This is a genomic window from Bradyrhizobium sp. 138 (assembly GCF_023074075.1).
In the GTDB taxonomy this organism is placed as follows: Bacteria; Pseudomonadota; Alphaproteobacteria; order Rhizobiales; family Xanthobacteraceae; genus Bradyrhizobium.
In genome coordinates, this window is sequence record NZ_JADPKT010000095.1 from 72,387 (window position 1) to 89,119 (window position 16,733).

Sequence of the window (16,733 nt, forward strand, 5' to 3'; positions counted from 1 at the left end):
CTCGCTGCTTCCGCCACGGGCAATATTGTGCAGGCCCGCGCCACGGTCTAAAAAGCGGGATCGATATTCAGGGAGACTGACGATGGCGATCCAGACTGGCGACAAGCTGCCCGAGGCGAAATTCCGCGTGATGACGGCGGAAGGCCCGCAGGTGAAGACCACCGACGATATCTTCAAGGGCAAGAAGGTGGCGCTGTTCGCGGTGCCCGGCGCCTATACCGGCACCTGCCACAAGATGCATCTGCCGAGCATCTTCCTCAACGCCTACGCCCTGAAGGACAAAGGCGTCGACAGCATCGCGATCGTCTCCGTCAACGACGCCTTCGTCATGAACGCCTGGAAGCGCGACACCGACCAGCGCGACGAGGCCATCTTCCTCGCCGACGGCAATGCCGATTTCACCAAGGCGATCGGCATGGAGCTCGACGCCTCCGCCAACGGCCTCGGCATCCGCTCCAAGCGCTATTCGATGCTGGTCGAGGACGGCGTGGTCAAGAAGCTGAACCTCGAAGCGATGCCCGGCAAGGTCGAGGTCTCCGGCGGCGATACGCTGCTCGGGCAGCTGTAAAGTTAGACCCCCGGCTCCTTCCAAGCAGGAAGTGCCGTAGGGTGGGCAAAGGCGCGCCAGCGCCGTGCCCACCATCTTTCCGCGATTGAGAGAAAGGCGTGGGCACGCTCCGCTTTGCCCATCCTACGAAACTACGAATCGGGCGACGCCGACAGCGCGTCGCCTACTCCCGCACCCGCTGCCGCAACCGCGCCATGGCGATTCCATCCCGCGCCAATTGATCGGCGCGTTCGTTCTCGGGGTGGCCGGCGTGGCCCTTGACCCAATGCCAGCGGATCTCGTGCTGCTTCAGCGCGGCATCGAGGCGCTGCCATAGCTCGACGTTCTTCACCGGCTTCTTGTCGGCGGTGCGCCAGCCGTTGCGCTTCCAGCCGAATATCCAGCCCGTGATGCCCTGCCGGACATACTGGCTGTCTGTGTAGAGATCGACGGAGCACGGCTTCTTCAGCGCTTCGAGCGCGGAGATTGCCGCCATCAACTCCATCTGATTGTTGGTGGTGTGGCGCTCGCCGCCGTTCAGCTCTTTTTCCTTGTCGCCGAACTTCAGGATCGCGCCCCAGCCGCCCGGCCCGGGATTTCCCGAGCAGGCGCCGTCGGTATAGATCGTGACAACGGGACGCTCGCTCACGCCACCAGCCCCGACGGCATCAGCCCATAGTCGCGCACGCTCGTAACGCTCTGGTGAAAGCGCAGCTTGCGGACATATTCCAGCGGGTCTTTCGGCTTCACCAACGCACCGGGCGGCACGTTGAGCCAGTCCACCAGCCGCGTCAGCAGGAAGCGGATCGCAGCGCCACGCGCGAGCAGCGGCAGCGCGGCTTCTTCCGCCTCCGAAAGCTTGCGGACCCGGCCATAGGCGTTGAGGAAGGCACGCGCCTTGGTGACGTTGAAGGAATGATCCGGCTCGAAGCACCAGGCGTTGAGGCAGATCGCGACGTCATAGGCCAGCATGTCGTTGCAGGCGAAGGTGAAGTCGATGATCCCGGAGAGCTTGTCGCCGAGGAAGAAGACGTTATCGTTGAAGAGGTCGGCGTGGATCACGCCTTCCGGCAGACTGTCCGGCCAGATCCCGCTCGAGAGATGGTCGAGCTCGGCCGCCAGAAACGCGCGCAGGCCCGGCTGCACCTCGTCGGCGCGGTGTGAGGCCACATCGAACAGCGGACGCCAGCCCGAGACCGACAGCGCGTTGGCGCGCCGAACCGTAAAGTTCGCTCCGGCCAGATGCATCTTCGCCAGCCCCTCGCCGACGCCGGCGCAATGGGCCACGTTCGGCTTGCGCGGCCACATGCCTTCGAGAAAGGTGATGATCGCCGCAGGGCGTCCCGACAGCTCGCGCAGCGCCTCGCCATCGCGTCCCTTCACCGGCAGCGGGCAGTTGACGCCGTGCTCGGCCAGATGCGTCATCAGGGCCAGGAAAAACGGCAAATCGTTCTTCGCCACGCGCTTCTCGTAGAGCGTGAGGATGAACGACCCCTGGCTGGTATGCAGCAGGAAGTTGGTATTCTCGACGCCCTCGGCGATGCCCTTGTAGGAGAGCAATTCGCCGAGATCATATTGCTTCAGGAAATCCGCAAGCTCGTCGGCGGCAACGTCGGTGTAGACCGCCATAAAAGTCTACTCGGCGGCAGCTTCGGGGCGCACCTGACGGGGCAGCGGGAAGAACTCGTTCTCCTCCGCAGCCGAGACCGTCTCCACATGCAGCGTGTAGCGCTCGGCAAACGCATCCATGATCTCTTCGACGATGACTTCCGGCGCGGACGCGCCCGCGGTGATACCGAGGCTCTTGATGTTGCCGAATTTGGTCCAGTCGATATCAGTGGCGCGCTGCGCCAGCACCGCGATCCCGCAGCCCTCGCGCTCGGCGACCTCGCGCAGGCGCTGCGAGTTCGACGAATTGGGGGCCCCGACAACGATGAGCGCGTCGACCACCGGCGCCACCTTCTTCACCGCGAGCTGGCGGTTGGTGGTGGCGTAGCAGATGTCTTCCTTGTGCGGCCCGTTGATGTTCGGGAAGCGCTCCTTCAGGAGCGCCACGATCTCCGCGGTGTCGTCGATCGACAGCGTGGTCTGGGTCACGAAGGCGAGGTTGTTGGGGTCCTTCGGGGCGATGGTCTTGGCGTCCTCGGCGGTCTCGATCAGGGTGACGGCGCCGGTCGGAAGCTGGCCGAGCGTGCCGACCACCTCGGGATGATGGGAGTGGCCGATCAGGAAGATCTCGCGGCCACGCTTGAAATGGATCGCGGCCTCGCGGTGCACCTTGGTCACCAGCGGGCAGGTTGCATCCAGCGAGAACAGATTGCGGGACTGGGCGTCGGCGGGAACCGATTTCGGCACGCCGTGGGCCGAGAACACCACCGGTGCGGTGGTATTTTCCGGGATTTCGGCGAGCTCCTCGACGAAGATGGCGCCCTTTTTCTTCAACCCGTCGACGACGTACTTGTTGTGCACAATCTCGTGGCGAACATAGACGGGGGCGCCATACTTATCGAGCGCCCGTTCCACGGTGTCGATCGCCCGGACCACCCCGGCGCAGAAGCCACGGGGAGAACAAAGCACGATCTTGAGGTCTGGTTTGGCTGACATTGAGCAATCTCGGGACCGAATCACCTCGCCAAAAGGGCGGGAGCGGTCGATGGATGGAATAGGGCTTAGGGTACGGGCTTACAGGGAATTGGGCCCCCTTTCGGGCGCTGTCAAGGCACTATCTATAGCAGAACCATTGCGTGGCTACCCCCTCCGGGCTTATATAGCGCGAATTCCCAGTCATCGCTGATGACCACCGGTTTCGCCTCCAGAGGGGTGGGCGAAGCACAAAGGAGATTTGCCATGAGCAACGCACCTCTGATGCCCAAGGCGACCGCCGTCTGGCTGCTCGACAACACCGCGCTGACCTTCGACCAGGTCGCCGATTTCACCAAGATGCATCCCCTCGAGGTGCGTGCGATCGCCGACGGCGATGCCGCCCAGGGCATCAAGGGCATGGATCCCCTCTCCAACGGCCAGCTGACCCGCGAGGAGATCGAGAAGGGCGAGAACAATCCGGATTACCGCCTCCGCCTCCAGGAGAGCAAGGTGGTGCTGCCGCCGCAGCCCAAGCGGAAGGGCCCGCGCTACACCCCGGTCTCGCGCCGCCACGAGCGTCCGAGCGCCATCCTCTGGCTGCTGCGCAACCATGCCGAGCTCAAGGACGCTCAGATCATGCGCCTGGTCGGCACCACCAAGAGCACGATCGCGAGCGTGCGGGACCGAACCCACTGGAACACCTCCCAGCTGACCCCGATCGACCCTGTTACCCTCGGCCTCTGCTCGCAGATCGAGCTCGATTTCGAGGTGGCGCGCGCGGCCAAGGAGAAGCCGATCGACGCAGCCTATGGCGGCGCAACCCTGCTGCCGGCGTCCGAGACCACCAAGAAGGACGAGTTCGAGCCGGCCGAGCGATCGAGCGACGACCTCAACCTCGACGCCGTATTCGCCAAGCTGAAGACGCTCGGCGGCAAGAAGCAGGAAGACGAGGAGGAGTAAGGCTCCAGGCTTCGCGCCAAACGCCCAAATCGATTCGAACGCGGCGGAGCCATCCGCCGCGTTCTTGCTTTGGGGCACGACACGGAACGGCACGGGCCGAACAGTCGAGGCCCCAAGATGAAAGTCAGAGTGACGCGTACTACACCCGCAGGGGCGCAGCTCAGCCGAGCTCGATCACGTCGTCGACCTCGTGGACGAGCCCGACGCTATCGATGGTCAGCACCATCTTCGCGTTGAGTTTCTCGTGTCCCTTGATCCGGCCGGCTGCGATCGCATCGCGCACGGCCTTCTCGATCTCGCGCTGTGAGGTGACCCCGACCTGCTTGAGGAATTTACGCAAAGACGTGTTGAACTTGTCCTCGTTCATGACGGCCTCCGTTGACCGGGACGACCTACGGCCGCTCGGGATGGTTCAGCATGTATTCGCCGAGATCGCGCTGGCGGCGGTCGGCACGCGCGGTGGCGGCGTTGCGCTGGACGTCGCGGTCCTTGCGACAGGCCACGTATTCCGGCGAGCCTACCGCATAGCCGCGGCTCTGGCAGACCGCGTCGTCATCGTCGCCGCCCACCGCCACGGGCGTCTGGTAGCGCGCGGAGCAGGCGGAGAGCATGAGGCCCGCAAACACAATCGCAAGAAACGGCTTCGAATTCATAGCAGCTCTTTCGCCCTCATGGTGAGGAGCCCGCGCAGCGCGCGTCTCGAACCATGGAAGGCCCGGATGCAGCAGCGGGGCCTTTCATCCTTCGAGACGCGCGCCGGGCGCTCCTCAGGATGAGGGTTGAGCTGAAAAATGCGGCCTATTCAAGCCTCATCTGGTCGCCTCACACCCGTCCCTTCAGCGCCTCCCCGATCTCGTCGAGCGCCTTGGGGTCCTCGATCGTCGCCGGCATGGTCCACGGCTCGCCGTCGGCGATTTTCTTGATGGTGCCGCGCAGAATCTTGCCGGAGCGCGTCTTGGGCAGGCGGCCGACGGTGATCGCGAGCTTGAAGGCGGCGACCGGACCGAGCTTGTCGCGCACCAGCGCGACGATCTCCTTCTCGATCTCGGCGGGCGCGCGCGTCACGCCGGCCTTGAGCACCAGGAAGCCGCAGGGCACCTCGCCCTTGATCGCGTCCTTGACGCCGAGCACGGCGCATTCGGCGACATCGGGATGCGAGGCCAGGATCTCTTCCATGCCGCCGGTGGAGAGCCGATGTCCCGCGACGTTGATGATGTCGTCGGTGCGGCCCATGACGAAGACATAGCCGTCCTCGTCCTTGTAGCCGGCATCCGAGGTTTTGTAATAGCCGGGGAATTCGGTGAGATAAGCCTCCCTGAAGCGCTCGTCCTGATTCCACAGCGTCGGCAGGCAGCCCGGCGGCATCGGCAGCTTGATGACGATCGAGCCCATCGTGTTGGGTCCCACCGGCTTCGCCGCCTCGTCGACGACGTCGACCTGGTAGCCCGGCATCGGCACCGTCGGCGAGCCATGCTTCACCGGCAGCATGCCGAGGCCAACCGGATTGCCGGCGATGCACCAGCCGGTCTCGGTCTGCCACCAATGGTCGATCACCGGCACCTTCAATTGCTGCTCCGCCCATTCGACTGTCGGCGGATCGGCGCGCTCGCCGGCGAGGAACAGGGTGCGGAATTTCGAGAGGTCGTATCGCCGGATGAATTGTCCTTCCGGATCCTCTTTCCGGATCGCGCGGAATGCGGTCGGCGCGGTGAAGAAGGCAACCGCCTTGTGCTCCGAGATCACGCGCCAGAATGCGCCGGCATCGGGCGTGCCGACCGGCTTGCCCTCGTACATGATCGTGGTCGCGCCGTGCAGCAGCGGGCCGTAGACGATGTAGCTGTGGCCGACCACCCAGCCGATGTCGGAGCCGCACCACCACACCTCGCCCGGCTTGACGCCATAGAGGTTGAACATCGACCATTTCACCGCGACGAGATGACCGCCATTGTCGCGCACGACGCCCTTCGGGATGCCCGTGGTGCCCGAGGTGTAGAGGATGTAGAGCGGATCGGTCGCGGCAACAGGCGCGCAAGCGGCCTTCTTGCCCTCGTTCAGCGCCTTGCGGCGCAGGCTCGCCCAATCATAGTCCCGGCCCGGGGTCAGGTCGCAAGTCAGCTGCGGACGCTGCAGCACGATGCAGGCCTTCGGCTTGCTGCCGGCAAGCTTGATCGCCTCGTCGAGCAGCGGCTTGTACTGCACGATGCGGCCGGGCTCGATGCCACAGCTCGCGGAGAGAATGAGTTTCGGCTGCGCGTCGTCGATGCGGGTGGCGAGCTCCTTGGCGGCAAAGCCGCCGAACACCACGGAATGCACCGCGCCGATCCGCGCGCAGGCGAGCATCGCGACCACGGCCTCTGGCACCATCGGCATATAGAGGATGACACGATCGCCCTTGGCGACGCCAAAATCCTGCATGATCGCGGCGAGCGCCTGCACCTCGGTCAGCAGTTCCGCATAGGTCAGTTTGGTGACGCTGCCCGTGAGCGGCGAATCGTGGATCAGCGCGACCTGGTCGGCGCGGCCGCGTTCGACATGGCGATCGAGCGAGTTGTAGCAGGTATTGACGAGCCCGCCGGTGAACCAGCGGCCGTAGGTTCCTTGGCTGGGGTCGAAGATTTTCTTGGGCGGCTCGATCCAGTCGATCTCTTTCGCCGCCTCGGCCCAGAAGCCGTTGGGGTCGGCGAGAGAGCGCGCATGGACCTCATGATAACTGCTCTTGCCCTGGACATTCATTCCCGCGCTCCCGTTCCCTTTATTCGCCTGGCCCAGAGCCTTGTGGTTGGACGGGCGTCCCGCCATGACCAGGATCAATTGCCGGCCTTGTTTGAGGGCTATTTTCCCGGGAACGGGCCGCGGTTCAAGCTGAAAAGGATGGGTCTTCGCCCTCTCCCCGTTCTTACGGGGCCGCGACGAGCTTCGCTCGCGCTGAGAGGGTCGGGGTGAGGGGCTGCATCCGCAATCACGATGGGAGCTGGGCTCGCGGAGAGTCCTCCTCACCCGGAATTTGCTCCCGCAAATTCCGGCCTCTCCCCGCACGCGGTCCGCACGCGGGGAGAGGCGAAGAGCGACTAGCTCTCCATCGCATTCAGCTTCTGCAAGCGGTCCTGCATGATTTTCTTCAGGTCGTAGCCCGGGCGGCCAAAGCTGGCGTTACGGAGGCTCAGGAAATCGCGCTGGGACTTGCGCAGCTCGCCAGATGCGCGCTTGCCTGCCGATTTCAGCGCGCGCTCGAAGGTCTCGGCGATCTGGCGGTCGAGCACGCCCAGTTGCGGATCGGCGCAGATCATCTTCTCGACCTCACGCTTGGCCGTCGCACATGGGAAGGACGGACCGTTGCCGGACGCAGCGTTCAGCGCCCGCAGTGGTTCCGTGCCGAATTTCGCGATCTCGGCCATCATGGCGCGGCGACCGCTCGCGGCATTGTCGTTGGCGGGGTCGAGCCGCAAGGCGGTCTCGTAATCGGCCAGGGCCTTCGCGCGCTCACCCATCTTCTTGTAGAGCACGGCGCGGTTGTTGTAGGCCTTCGCGAAGTTCGGATCGAGCTTGAGCGCGGCATCATACTCGCCGAGGGCAGCCCCGAGCTCGCCCTTGAACTGGTAGGAATCGCCGCGATTGGTCAGGAAGTTGGCGCGCTGCTCCCGCCGGATCGCCTGGTCGTAATCGGCGATGGCCTTGTCGTATTCGCCCATTGCGGCATAGACGAGACCGCGATTGTCGTAATATTCCGGCAGCTTCGGATCGAGCCTGATCGCCTCGCTGTCGTCGGCGAGGGATTTGTCGAGCTGCCCGAGCTTCTTGTAGGCCGCGCCACGGTTGGTGTAGGTGCGGGGGCGGTTGGGATCGAGCCGCAGCGCCTCGTCGAAATTCTTGATCGCCTTCTCGTGGTCGCCGCCGAGATAGTAGGCGACGCCGCGGTCGGACCAGGCCTGCGCATCATCCGGCTTCAGCTTGATCGCCTGGTCGTAATCGGCAAGCGCGCGGTCGAGCCGGCGCTGATTGGTATAGACCACGCCGCGCAGCTCAAAAGCCTCCGCGTCCTGCGGGTCGAGCTCGATCGCCCTGGTCAGATCCGCCGCAGCGCGGTTGAGATCGCCGCCGGCCTCGCGCAGCAGATCGCCGCGCACCCGCCAGGCCTTGGCGTTCTTGCCGTCGAGTGCGATGGCGCGGTCCAGATCGCGCAGCGCCTGTGACTGGCCTCCAAGGGTTCGCGCATTGGCTTCGGCGCGGACGACGAGGGCGGCGCTCCGATCGGAGGTCGGATTTGCGGTCTGATCGATGATGGCGCTGCACGCCGGGATCAACTCGGCCGGGGCAGCCTTGCTGCCCAGCACGCACTCGGTGCTCGCCGAGGCCGGGGCCGCGAGAACAAAGCTCATGGCCGCGCCGAGGAAGAAGGCGCGAAGCGAGATTTTGGCAGGCGAAAGCGCTTGCGCGGAGGCTTGAGTGCCGCACATGACATATGGCTCCGTGACGTCGGGTTCTCACCGTTGTCGCGGCTGGCAAGGGATGGGTTCAATGAGGGGTTAGATAGGGGCGCACCAGTGCATCACGCCCTTGCCCCGCTTGCGGGAAGAGGCGTCAATACCCGTCCACTCCATTCAGCCGCTGCAAGCGCTCCTGCATCGCCTTCTTCAGGTCGTACCCCGGCCGGCCGAATTCGGCATTGCGGCGCGCGATGAACTCATCCTGCTCGCGCTGGAGTGCTTTGGCCTCGCCCGCATTGCGCGCCTGCCGGATCGCACGGGCATTGGAGGCAAAGATCTCGCGATCGAGATCGGCTAGCTCGCGATTACCGCAGATCGCCTTCTCCACAGCCCGGGCCGCACGCCTGCAATTGAAGCTGGGCTTGCCGGCAACGGCCATCTGCGCGCCGATCCGCTCGATCTCGCGCGCCATCGCTTTGTGATTCGCCTTGGCCTTCTCGTGGTTCGGGTCGATCTTCAGCGCCGCGCCGAAATCCTGCACCGCCTTGGGCTTGTCGCCCTTCCTGAGCCAGAGCTCGCCGCGCGCGTTGAAGATGTCGACAAGCGTGGGGTCGAGCGAAAGCGCGCGGCTGTCGTCGGCGATGGCGCGATCGGTCTGGTCGTGCCGCGCATAGAGCGCCGCGCGCGCGATCAGCGCCTTGACCAGATCGGCCTTCGCCGTCTTCTCGTTGTCGATCACGGCGCCGCAGGCCGTGGCGGCCTTGTCGATGTCGTTGGCCGCTGCCGCCGCGAGGCATGAGGCGACATCGACCTGGATGACAGCAGCCGGCTCGCCGCCGGTCGCAGCCTGAGCGGCGGCGAGCGAGAGCGCGCAAAGCAATACGGCACCTGACGATTGAATGAGTTTTTGAAAACGCATGCTCGCTGCAGTCGGAAGTCTTGCTTTCGGCCTTGCCTTAACGCTTGCCTTAAGTCTTGCCTTAGTTCTTGCCTCGGGGCCGTATGATCCATCATACGGCCGGATTGGTGCTAGCTTGTGGCGCCGCTCACATCGGCTTCGGGGATCATCGTGTCGACATTCGAATGGATCATCACGCTTCTGCTCGGCGCCGTTGCCTTATCGGCGCTGGCCCGGCGGATCAAGGTCCCCTACCCGACCTTTCTCGCCATTGGCGGCGCACTGATCGCCTTCGTACCATCCAGTCCGTCCTGGACGCTGGAGCCCGACCTGGCATTGGCGCTTTTTGTCGCACCGGTGCTGCTCGACGCCGCCTTCGACACCTCGCTGCGCGATCTGCGCAACAATTGGGTTCCGGTCTCGACCCTGGTCGTGGCCGCGGTCGGCCTGACCACAGCCGCCGTCGCCTTCGTCGCGCACCGGTTGATGCCCGATATGCCCTGGGCCGCGGCGGTTGCGCTCGGTGCCATCGTGGCGCCGCCGGATGCAGCGGCGGCAGTCGCGATCCTGAGCCAGGTGAAGCTGCCCCATCGCATGGTGAAGGTCCTGGAAGGCGAAAGCCTGCTCAACGATGCGACCGCGCTCCTGATCTATCGCATCGCCGTCGGAGCGGTCGCCACCGAGCATCTGACATGGAGCCAGGTCGCGCCGACCATGGCGCTGGCGCTGGTCGGCAGCGTCGTCGCCGGCCTGCTCGCAGGCCGCATCATTCCGCTGTTCATGGAGCGGGTGACCGAGGCGCCGAGCGCGATCATCGTCCAGTTCGCCACCACGTTCATGATCTGGATCGCCGCCGAGCATCTCGGCCTCTCCGGCATCCTCACCATCGTGGTCTACGCCATCACCCTCGCGCGCACGGCAGGGGCACGCATGCCGGCGCGGCTGCGGGTGCCGTCCTATGCGGTCTGGGAGACCATGGTGTTCGTGCTCAACGTGCTCGCCTTCATGCTGATCGGCATGCAGATGCGGCCGATCTGGACGCGGCTCGATGCCGACGTGCGCTGGGAATATTGCGTGGCCGCAGCCTGGATCCTGCTCACGGTGGTGCTGGTCCGGCTGCTGTGGGTGACGTTCTACCGCACGACCTTGCGTGTGCTGGTCGCGCAGGGGATCTATCATCCGAAGGATCCGAAGCAGGTCGCTTCGGCCAAGGGCGGCCTCATCATCTCCTGGTGCGGCATGCGCGGCCTCGTCACGCTCGCCACCGCTTTCGCGCTGCCGGAGAATTTTCCCCAGCGCGACTTCATCGTCTTCATCGCCTTTGCGGTGGTGCTGGGATCGCTGGTGGTCCAGGGCCTGACGCTGCGGCCGCTGATTCTGGCGTTCGGCCTTAGGGACGACGATCCCGTCGGCACCGAGGTCGCGCACGCCCGCGCCGTCGCCTATCGCGCCGCGCTCGATGCGATCGAGAGCGATCCGTCGGAGGAAGCGGAGATCCTGCGGCTCGAATATCGCGCCATCCTGATGCAGGCCGAAAACGATCCAGGCGGCGGCATCCCCAATGGGGAGCTGGCCGCCGATCCCCTGCGCCGCCGCGCCATCGAGGCGGCGCGCAAATCGATCTTCGATCTCCGTGCTACCGAGGTGATCGGCGACGACGCCTTCCACCGGATCGAAGAGGAGCTCGATCGCGCAGAATTGAGCGCGGGAGGATGATCGTTCTTCACCTCGCCCCGCTTGCTGGCCGCTTGCTGGGAGGGGGAGAGCATTGAACCAAACCCCTCCTTCCCAGACTCATTCCTGATGACGACTCTGATCGACGACCGTCGTGTCCGCGCGCGAGATGCGTCGCCTGCACGATATTTTTATCTGCATATGTCCCTGGCCTGCGCGGCCACCGCATTCCTCGGCTTCGCCCCGACCTATTGGGTGCCGCTCGCCAACCGGACGCTGTCCGCAAGCCCCGTGGTTCACTTTCACGGGCTTTTGTTCTTCACCTGGTCGCTCTATTTCGTGCTGCAGACCTGGCTCGCGGCCTCGGGGCGCGTCGTCAATCACCGCTCGCTCGGCATCGCCGGGGTGTCCCTCGCGACAGCGATGACGATCTTCGGCTTCCTCGTCTCGGTGCACGTGATGCAGCATTCCGCAGCACTCGGGCAGCGCGAGGCCGGGATCGGTTTCTCGATCGTGCCGATGAGCGGGATCGCGTTCTTCGCGATCGTATTCGTGCTCGCGATCGTGAACACGCGCAGGCCCGAGATTCACAAGCGCCTGATGCTGCTGGCCGCGGTCTCGATCCTGGACGCCGCGATCGCACGCTGGTTCCTGACCTTCCTCGCACCTCCCGGACCGCCCGGCCCGCCGCCGGTGCCCGTGACGATCGCGCCGGCCGTCGTCGCCTCGCTTCTGCTCGTCGTCGCCATGGTGCGCGACTGGCGCGCCGAGGGCCGCGTGCACCCGGTCTATATCTACGGCACGCTGGCGCTGCTGGCGGTGAAGGTGCTGAACTGGCCGATCAGCGAGACGGCGGCCTGGCACGCGTTTGCCGGCGGAATATTGGCGCTGGCGCAGTAATCATCGCTGTCGTCCCGGATCGGCGCGGCGCTTATCCGGGACGACGGCGGAGATTGGAGCTACGCCCCCGCCTTGCAGGTGATCCCGCCGTCGACCACGAGCTCGATTCCCGTCACATATTTCGACTCGTCCGACGCCAGGAACAGCGCGGCGTTGGCGACGTCGAAGGCATCGCCCATGTGCCCCATCGGCACTTGTGCGTCGCGGGCGCGCCACATCGCCTCGACGTCGCCCTTGGCGTAGCTGGCGGCAAGGCCTGCGGAATGTTCCACCATCGGCGTCTTCATCAGGCCGGGCAGGATCGCATTCACCCGTACATGATGGCGCGCGAACTCGATTGCGGTCGTGCGCGTCATCTGGTTCATCGCCGCCTTCGAAGTGCCGTAGGTGACGTAGGAGATGCCCATGTGGCGGATCGAGGCGATCGAGGAGATGTTGATGATCGAGCCGCCGCCCTGCTTCACCATGACGGGGATGACGTGCTTCATGGCGAAATAGGCACTCTTGAGGTTGACGCTGAAGACGCGGTCCCAGCTCTCCTCGCTCACCTCGACCACGCTGCCCATCTCGGCGATGCCGACATTGTTGTCGAGCACGTCGATGCGGCCATAGGCCTTCAGGCATGCCGACACCATCGCCTCGACCTCGGCAGGCCGCGAGACGTCGGCGATGAATGCGGTCGCCTGACCGCCTTCGCCGGTGATGATCTTCGCGGTCTCCTCGGCCGCAGTGCCGTTGCGATCGACGCAAAACACCTGCGCACCCTCGCGCGCGAAGGTCACCGCGGTGGCCTTGCCGTTGCCCCAGCCCGGACCGATCGAGCCGGCCCCCACCACCATCGCAACCTTGCCCTTGAGCCGATCCATCGCATGTCTCCTTTGTTGTTCTTGTAGTAGCCCGGATGAGCGCAGCGACATCCGGGGACATGGTCCCGCATGTCGCTCCGCTCATGCGGGCTACGGATTCTTGCATACGCTCATTTTGATGACGTTAGCACCAATGGGATGCCCGACAATCTCGGGCAGCGTCCGGCACTGTCCGTCATGGCATAGCCGCCACTCCCCCGCCGCGCCCGAATTGCCGAGCACGACCTCTTGCATGGCTTCGCGCTTCGGCCGCCACTGAAACCAGCCGTCGACCAGCCGCGCCTCGGGCGGCGGCTCCATGCCGGGGCCGGTGCCCTTGACGCGGGCCTGCACCAGTTCGAGGCCGGCGGGCGTGACGCGCCAGTCTTCCTGCCAGTCGACCTTCGCGATCGAATGCGTCCAGACCAGCGTGAAGGCGGTGAGCGCCAGCGCCTTCACGCCGAAAGCTGTTGCGAAGCAGAGGCTCACACCGCCTCGACAGGCGCCGGCGGGCGCTGCCGCCATTGCCACAGCACGATCGCCGCCGTCAGCACGAAGCCCGCGGTGTCGCTGAACGGGAATTCGCCGAGCAGGCAGAACGCGGCGCCGAGCGCGACGAGGCGCTCGATCAGGCTCAAGCGCGTGAACAGGAAGCCGATCGCCACCATGCCGAACAGCCCAATCGCCGCCAGCGCCTTGACGGCCGCCAGCGCCACCGCACCGTAGAAGCCGAGCTTGGCCGCCATGGGATCGCCGGCCTGCAGCATCAAGGCCGGCGAATAGACGAAGATGAAGGGGATGACGTAGCCGGCGAGCGCGATGCGCATCGCCTCCCAGCCGATCTTGTCCGGATTCTCCTTGGCGATCGGCGCTGCTGCGAGCGCCGCCAACGCCACCGGCGGCGAGAGGTCGGCCATGATGCCGTAGTAGAACGCGAACATGTGACTCGCGATCAAGGGCACGCCGAGCTTGGCCAGCGCGGGCGCGGCGAGCGCGGCGGTGATGATGTAGGTCGGGATGGTCGGAATGCCGGTGCCGAGCAGGATCGACAGCAGCATGGTCATGATCAGCGCGAGGAACAGGCTCTTCTCGCCGAGCCCGATCACCCAGCCGCCGAAGATGGTGCCGACACCGGTCTGCGACATCATGCCGATGATGACGCCGACGATGGCGCAGGCCATGCCGACGGTAATGGCGGATTTGGCGCTCTCGGCCAGCGCGTCGCGGCAGGCACGCAACGCCGCAAAGCCGCCGCGGACGAAGGCGGTGATCACGATCAGCCCGACCACGACGCTGGCGACCGGCACGATCTGGAGGCCGTCGCGCGACAGCGCGGCGACGACGAGCGCAAGGCCGATCCAGAAGATGTAACGGATCACATTCGAGGAGGCGCCCGTCGTGATGGCCGTGCCGAGGATCAACGCCACCGTGAGAGCAAGACCCATGCTGCCGGCATAGAGCGGCGTAAAACCTTCGAACAGCATGTAGACCAGCGCGGCCAGCGGCAGCACGAGATACCAGCGCGTCACCAGCGCCTTCCAGGCGCTCGGGATCTCCGAGCGCTTCATCCCGACGAGACCGTGCTTGCCGGCTTCCAGATGCACCATCCAGAACGCGGAAGCGAAGTAGAGCATCGCCGGGATCGCCGCCGCCTTGACGATCTCCGAATATTGCACCCCGAGCGTTTCGGCCATGATGAAAGCGACCGCGCCCATCACCGGCGGCATGATCTGCCCGCCCATCGAGGCCGTGGCCTCGACGCCGGCGGCGAAGGCGCGGCGATAGCCGAACCTGATCATCAAGGGAATCGTGAACTGGCCGACGGTCACGACATTGGCGACGCCCGAGCCGGAGATCGTGCCCATCATGCCCGAGGCGAACACCGCGACCTTGGCAGGGCCGCCGCGGGTGCGGCCGAACAGGCCGAGCGAAACGTCGGTGAACAGCTGGATCATGCCGGCACGCTCCAGGAACGAGCCGAACAGAATGAACAGGAAGATGTAGGTCGCCGACACGTAGATCGGCACGCCGTAGAAACCCTCGGTGCCGAACGACAAATGCGTGACGATCTGGTCGAAATCGTAACCGCGATGATTGAGCGGCGACGGCAGATACTGGCCGAAGAACCAGTAGACGAGGCACGCGCCGCACATCAGCGGCAGCGCCGCGCCCATCAGGCGCCGCGTGCCCTCGAAGATCAGCACCGCCAAGAGCGTGCCGACCACGAGATCGAGCCGCGTCGGGTCGCCGTCGCGCGCGATCAAATCGGCGTAGAAGATCCACTGGTAGAGCCCGCAGAGAAATCCGGCGCCGCCGATCACCCAGCCCAGCGCACGCCCGAAACTGCTCTTCGCGGTGAAGTTGGCGATCAGGCCGAAGGTGAGCAGAACGAGGAAGCCGACATGGACACCGCGAACCACCTGGCTCGGCAGATAGTTGAAGGCAGCGACATAGAGCTGGAAGGTCGCGAACGCGATGCCGATCCAGTAGGCGAGCTGGCCCCACCAGCCCGGGCCAAAGCCTTCGGGAAAGCCGTGCTCGAAATTGTCGAACTCGATCTTGACCTTCTCGGGCGCAGCTTCAGTGCCCTCTGCCTGCAACATCGATATGTCCCCGCGCCCCGATGGACGTCGTTATAGCAAAGGCACCGTCTCCGCACACGTCATGGCCGGGCATGTCCCGGCCATCCACGGTTACGCTGCCTCCAAGAACGTGGATGCCCGGGCCTTCGCCTCGCCGAAGCGGCTTCGGCCGCGCAGGCGGGACAAGCCCGGGCATGACGATACGGAGAGAGCCGATCCTACTTGATCAGCCCCTTTTCCTTGTAATAGCGGATCGCGCCGGGGTGCAGCGGAACCGGGCTGCCACTGGCCGCCGTCTCGAGCTTGATCTCCTTGCCGGCCGCGTGCGCGTTCACGAGTTCCGGCAGCGACTCATAGACCAGCTTGGTCATCTGGTAGGCGAGATCGTCCGACACGGCCGAGCTCGTGACGAGATAGTTGATCACGGCCGCCGTCGGCACGTCCTTGTCCTGGCCGGTATAGGTGTTGGCCGGAATGATCGCGGAGACGAAGGGCGGGCCGATCTTGTCGACGGTCTCCTTCGGCACCGACACCACCGTGATCGGGCTCGAGGTCGACAGGTCCTTCAGCGAGGCGACGCCAAGCCCGGCCGATTGCAGCGTCGCGTTGAGCTGCCGGTTCTTCATGAGATCGACGGATTCGGCGAACGGCAGATACTCGACCTTGCCGAGATCCTTGTAGCTCATGCCGGCGGCGGCCAGGATCGCGCGCGAATTCAGCTCGGTGCCCGACTTCGGCGCGCCGACGGACAGGCTCTTGCCCTTGAGGTCGGCCAGCGTCTTGATGCCGCTGTCTGCGGTGGCGACGATCTGGATGTAGTTCGGATAGATCGCGCCGATGGTGCGGAGCTTGTCGAGCTTGGTCTTGAAACCCGCTTCCTCCTCGCCGTCCCAGGCCGCTTTCAGCGAATCGCCCAACGTGAACGCCAGCTCGCCGCGGCCCTGCTGCAGCAGGATCAAATTCTCGACCGACGCTTTGGTGGCCTGCACCTGCGTCTTCACGTTCGGAATCTTGTCGCCGTAGATCTTCCCGATCGCGACCCCAAGCGGATAATAGACGCCGGAGGTGCCGCCGGTCAGCACGTTGATGAAGGATTGCGCCTGCGCGCAAGGTGCCGACGCCGCCAGAGCAAGAGCCGCGGCCGCGCCGAAAATCGTTCGTTTCATGGTTGTTGTTCTCCCCAAACCGGCGGCGAAATTGGCCGGATGAGAGGGGCGGGTCAACCCATCCAAAAGGCAAAACAGGACTGCGGTAAATGGCCGTACCGGCTCGGTTTTTGAGGAACCTGGCAGGTGCGACGAGGTGGCGCAGCGGGATCGG

At 65.0% G+C, this 16,733-nt stretch carries 16 protein-coding genes; 4 read left to right on the forward strand and 12 right to left on the reverse strand.

Going from position 1 to position 16,733, the window contains the following annotated elements:
* Positions 1–82 precede the first annotated feature (82 nt).
* Positions 83–568 carry a peroxiredoxin gene (locus IVA79_RS34440; RefSeq protein WP_018321314.1) on the forward strand — a complete coding sequence of 162 codons (486 nt, stop codon included), beginning with the start codon at positions 83–85 and terminating at the stop codon, positions 566–568.
* A 163-nt stretch (positions 569–731) separates the two neighbouring features.
* Here the strand turns inward: IVA79_RS34440 and rnhA are convergent, their stop codons facing one another.
* The 3 genes from rnhA to ispH are packed head-to-tail and all read right to left on the reverse strand — an operon-like array spanning position 732 to position 3,151.
* Entirely contained in the window at positions 732–1,196 is a 465-nt protein-coding gene (gene rnhA / locus IVA79_RS34445; protein ID WP_247561598.1) for a ribonuclease HI, read from the reverse strand.
* Complete coding sequence (locus IVA79_RS34450; RefSeq protein WP_247561599.1) at positions 1,193–2,176, reverse strand: homoserine kinase; 984 nt, start codon at positions 2,174–2,176, stop codon at positions 1,193–1,195. Before IVA79_RS34450 ends, rnhA begins: the two co-directional genes overlap by 4 nt.
* 6 nt (positions 2,177–2,182) lie before the next feature.
* Positions 2,183–3,151 (reverse strand): 4-hydroxy-3-methylbut-2-enyl diphosphate reductase, encoded by a 969-nt coding sequence (gene ispH / locus IVA79_RS34455; RefSeq protein WP_247561600.1) that lies wholly within the window; start codon positions 3,149–3,151, stop codon positions 2,183–2,185.
* Positions 3,152–3,394: 243 nt separating this feature from the next.
* Here ispH and IVA79_RS34460 point away from each other — a divergent pair, with 243 nt between their 5' ends.
* Positions 3,395–4,090: a cell cycle transcriptional regulator TrcR gene (locus tag IVA79_RS34460; protein WP_247561601.1), complete on the forward strand. Its 696-nt coding sequence runs from the start codon at positions 3,395–3,397 to the stop codon at positions 4,088–4,090.
* A 160-nt stretch (positions 4,091–4,250) separates the two neighbouring features.
* On the opposite strand, the gene IVA79_RS34465 is transcribed toward IVA79_RS34460, so the two are convergent.
* From IVA79_RS34465 to IVA79_RS34485, 5 genes are all read right to left on the reverse strand, one after another.
* Entirely contained in the window at positions 4,251–4,457 is a 207-nt protein-coding gene (locus tag IVA79_RS34465) for a DUF6494 family protein (protein WP_247561602.1), read from the reverse strand.
* A gap of 25 nt (positions 4,458–4,482) precedes the next feature.
* Positions 4,483–4,743 (reverse strand): hypothetical protein, encoded by a 261-nt coding sequence (locus IVA79_RS34470; protein ID WP_247561603.1) that lies wholly within the window; start codon positions 4,741–4,743, stop codon positions 4,483–4,485.
* A 169-nt stretch (positions 4,744–4,912) separates the two neighbouring features.
* Positions 4,913–6,823, reverse strand: coding sequence for a propionyl-CoA synthetase (locus IVA79_RS34475; protein WP_247561604.1), 1,911 nt, complete (start codon positions 6,821–6,823; stop codon positions 4,913–4,915).
* Between the two features lie 335 nt (positions 6,824–7,158).
* Entirely contained in the window at positions 7,159–8,544 is a 1,386-nt protein-coding gene (locus tag IVA79_RS34480) for a tetratricopeptide repeat protein (protein ID WP_247561605.1), read from the reverse strand.
* Positions 8,545–8,668: 124 nt separating this feature from the next.
* Entirely contained in the window at positions 8,669–9,433 is a 765-nt protein-coding gene (locus tag IVA79_RS34485; protein ID WP_247561606.1) for a tetratricopeptide repeat protein, read from the reverse strand.
* A 117-nt stretch (positions 9,434–9,550) separates the two neighbouring features.
* Between IVA79_RS34485 and IVA79_RS34490 the strand changes: the two genes are divergently transcribed.
* Together IVA79_RS34490 and IVA79_RS34495 are read left to right on the forward strand one after the other, a co-directional pair.
* Positions 9,551–11,128, forward strand: a complete 1,578-nt coding sequence (locus IVA79_RS34490; protein ID WP_247561607.1) for a sodium:proton antiporter — start codon at positions 9,551–9,553, stop codon at positions 11,126–11,128.
* Between the two features lie 87 nt (positions 11,129–11,215).
* Positions 11,216–11,986, forward strand: coding sequence for a hypothetical protein (locus IVA79_RS34495; RefSeq protein ID WP_247561608.1), 771 nt, complete (start codon positions 11,216–11,218; stop codon positions 11,984–11,986).
* A gap of 59 nt (positions 11,987–12,045) precedes the next feature.
* Here the strand turns inward: IVA79_RS34495 and IVA79_RS34500 are convergent, their stop codons facing one another.
* The 4 genes from IVA79_RS34500 to IVA79_RS34515 all read right to left on the reverse strand — a co-directional run bounded on the left by IVA79_RS34500 (position 12,046) and on the right by IVA79_RS34515 (position 16,579).
* The gene (locus IVA79_RS34500; RefSeq protein ID WP_247561609.1) at positions 12,046–12,852 is read right to left on the reverse strand and encodes a glucose 1-dehydrogenase; all 807 of its coding nucleotides are present in this window, start codon (positions 12,850–12,852) and stop codon (positions 12,046–12,048) included.
* 90 nt (positions 12,853–12,942) lie between these two features.
* A complete protein-coding gene (locus IVA79_RS34505) occupies positions 12,943–13,356 on the reverse strand; it encodes a DUF1850 domain-containing protein (protein ID WP_247561610.1) in 414 nt (137 codons plus the stop codon).
* Entirely contained in the window at positions 13,317–15,434 is a 2,118-nt protein-coding gene (locus IVA79_RS34510) for a TRAP transporter permease (protein ID WP_247561611.1), read from the reverse strand. Before IVA79_RS34510 ends, IVA79_RS34505 begins: the two co-directional genes overlap by 40 nt.
* A 197-nt stretch (positions 15,435–15,631) precedes the next feature.
* Positions 15,632–16,579, reverse strand: coding sequence for a TAXI family TRAP transporter solute-binding subunit (locus tag IVA79_RS34515; RefSeq protein WP_247561612.1), 948 nt, complete (start codon positions 16,577–16,579; stop codon positions 15,632–15,634).
* Positions 16,580–16,733: the final 154 nt, after the last annotated feature.